2 protein-coding genes are annotated in these 3,095 nt (G+C 41.6%); both read left to right on the forward strand.

The window, feature by feature from the left end:
- Positions 1-145: 145 nt before the first annotated feature.
- A complete protein-coding gene (locus tag H8S57_RS16605) occupies positions 146-2,005 on the forward strand; it encodes a sensor histidine kinase (protein WP_186909069.1) in 1,860 nt (619 codons plus the stop codon).
- Positions 2,006-2,010: 5 nt separating this feature from the next.
- Positions 2,011-2,838, forward strand: coding sequence for a response regulator transcription factor (locus tag H8S57_RS16610; RefSeq protein ID WP_186909070.1), 828 nt, complete (start codon positions 2,011-2,013; stop codon positions 2,836-2,838).
- The last annotated feature ends 257 nt before the right edge of the window (positions 2,839-3,095 follow it).

Below are 3,095 nucleotides of genomic sequence, written 5' to 3' on the forward strand. Positions count from 1 at the left end.
AGTTGGTATAATCTTGCCACGAAGACTCGTCTCCTTTCGAGAGTACATGTGTTTTGTGGTGAAACCATTGTACCAGAAGGGCTGACGGGTCTTCAACTTTCATTTAACTTTACAGTCCGAATTATTTTCCAAGGGGGAAATAACCATGAAGGTAAGAACTCTGCCCCTTTGTATCCCAAATAGTTCAAAGAAAGATAAGGGTGTGAATCAGCAATACAAGAGAAGGCAACCTAAGAAGATTTTTGCAGCCAATAATATGCGAAGGAGACTGTTACTAGCCGTTTCTTTGCTTGTATTTATGTCTGCTACTGCCCTTTCCATTATAAATTACCTTCGCTTTGCTTCAAACTACACAGAGCAATCCGCCGCAAATGTTCAGGAGCTTGTTGAACAAGTGTCCATGAATGTAGAAAATTGCCTTGATGGACTTGGGCAATTGTGTTTGACCCCTTATTATAATAGCACTGTTATGGCATGGTTAGATTGTACACCCTCATCTGAACAAGAGGCGTTGGAAAAGAGGAGGGAAATCGAAAACTACTTGCAACAAGTCATGATTTCGCCGAGAAAAGATATTATGAGAGTTTATATTCTTGCGGACTCTATTTACTCAAGTGCAAGAACTGGACGGAGCGGTATTACAGGTGCTTACTACAACGAACAGTGGTATCATGATGCTTTATCAACCAGCGAGTATGTTTTTCTGCCCGTAACTCCTGATCCAGGTAATACGACATCTTCCCGGATAGTTGTTTCTGTCGCAAATCAGATCTATAGCCTCCAGGATAACAAAAAATCCTTGGGCGTAATTCGTATTGATGCAAATTATAATAGCATAAAAGCAATATGCGATCGTGTCACTGTAAACGAGTACGGGGCCCTCATGATCATTGATTCTAATGGAAATATAGTATATATCAATTCAAAACTTTCTCCCGATATTAACATAGAGCAGATTCATGGGGCTATACAAGAAAATGATTTTTGCGTACGGAAGTTTAGCGGGACAGACTATATCATCAATTCACACTCTGTCGCTCCTGTTGGATGGCAGATTGTAGCAATAAACGCAAAAGCCGAAATCACAAAAGAAGCCCAAGAGACCCTGCTTTTTAATATGATTTTTGCTGTTGTGATGGCCGGAATTGGCGTGTTGATTTCTGTTTTTTTTATCAGCAGATCCTTAAGCCCCCTTTATGATACAATAAACGTGATGGAAAAGGTAGAAGCTGGTGATTTAAACGTTCGCGCCAATGTGAAATGTACGGAAGAAATTGCATATTTGAATGGTACATTTAACCGCATGCTAACCAAGATTCAGGAAATGATGCTCCAAGAAAAACAACTGACCAAGGAAATCTATGAGGCGAAGTACCTGCAAAAAGAGGCGCAGTTGGAGGCATTACAGCGGCAAATCCAGCCGCACTTTCTCTTTAATACCCTTGGCACAATCAGCATACTGGCAAAGTGCGGGCGAATATCTGATGTAATACAAGGAATAGATCAGCTTGCCACACTTTTACGCGGTGTGGTCAATGCTGGGAAGGAAATATCTCTTGAAGCGGAATTAAAAATAACCGAAAGTTACTTACATTTGCAGCAACTGCGTCATGATGCGCTCCTTTATGATATACGTGCTGATGGTGTGGACTTAAATTATCCTCTTCCTGCGCTTACCATACAACCAATTGTTGAAAATGCCATAACGCATGGCTGCGGGGTACTTTCTCAAAATGCATTCATTCAAATTGATATGTGGTATGAGGGCAATATGCTTATCATATCTGTCTATGATAATGGAGCTGGTATGGATCCTCAGGTTTTATCGCAGCTTCAGCAACGGCTGAAGGATGAGGGTCAAAGATCAGGTGCCGATCTCAGCGGTATTGGACTGGTTAATATTCAAGCTCGAATACGCCATAGGTTCGGATCTGCTTATGGTATTCATGTTCAATCAGAGGCTGACGGGGGTACTACAGTGACGCTGCTTCTTCCAAGGGAGTGATATCAATGTTAACTGCGCTAATTGTTGAAGATGAATCCTTGATGCGTGAATATCTAATGATGAACTTGAATAACATTCACAACCAATGGGTTGCGGCTGCTTGCGCTCGGGATGGTATAGAGGCGACGGCTTTACTAAATGAACAACATTTTGACTTGGTAATCACAGACATAAAAATGCCTCGTATGGGAGGCCTGGAATTAGCGACCCACATCAGCAGCAATATTCCAAACACAGATATTATCCTTTTGACCGGATATGATGAATTTAACTTTGCTCGTACTGCTATCCGTATTGGCGTGGCTGATTACCTCTTGAAGCCCCTACGAGATGGAGAATTACATAGCATTCTTGACCGTCTGGCATCTAAACGCAACAACAGCGATATGAATGGGGACTTAACAAAAAACATTACGTTACAGTCCCAGGCCGCAGTTAAATCAGATGTAGTTGCTGGGAATCCCAATATTCTGATTCAACGAGTGAGGAACTATATTGAGCGGCATTACTGTGAGCAAATCTCACTCAGCGAGGTCGCTGATCTGATGGATGTTAATCCAACCTATTTAAGCAGCATTTTTGAATCGGAACAAGGAGAATCCTATTCAAAGTATGTCTTACGGCTACGAATAGAGCGTGCCGCTCTTCTTCTGCGCACCCACCCCGTAGGGAACATAAGCGATATAGCGACTGATGTAGGGTATCTTTCTGCAAAACATTTTATATCCGTATTTAAGAAGTACTATGGAATGACCCCTTCCGAATTTCGTTCTCGATTTGCCGCAAGTGGAACCATTGAACCGAATTCAAAGAATCAGAAGCCTTGTTGCTAAGCTGTCAAAATTTTATCTAAGTGCGGATGCTTTCTTAACAGGCTGCATCTGTAAAATGAACGTAGACACTCACAAAAGTGTGAGTGTCTACGTTTTTCATGGTAAGATAGGAGAAAAGCAGGAAGAGCAAAATGGGAAGATAAGGTAAAATAAGTTGCGCAAATATAAAAGAGGATAAAAAGAGACATGGTTTGCAGAACTCTGGTAGAATGAAGTTGCGACACACCATTCTGAAAGGAGTCTGTAAACCATGTCCG

It is taken from the genome of Lawsonibacter hominis (assembly GCF_014287895.1).
Classification (GTDB): domain Bacteria; phylum Bacillota; class Clostridia; order Oscillospirales; family Oscillospiraceae; genus Lawsonibacter_A; species Lawsonibacter_A hominis.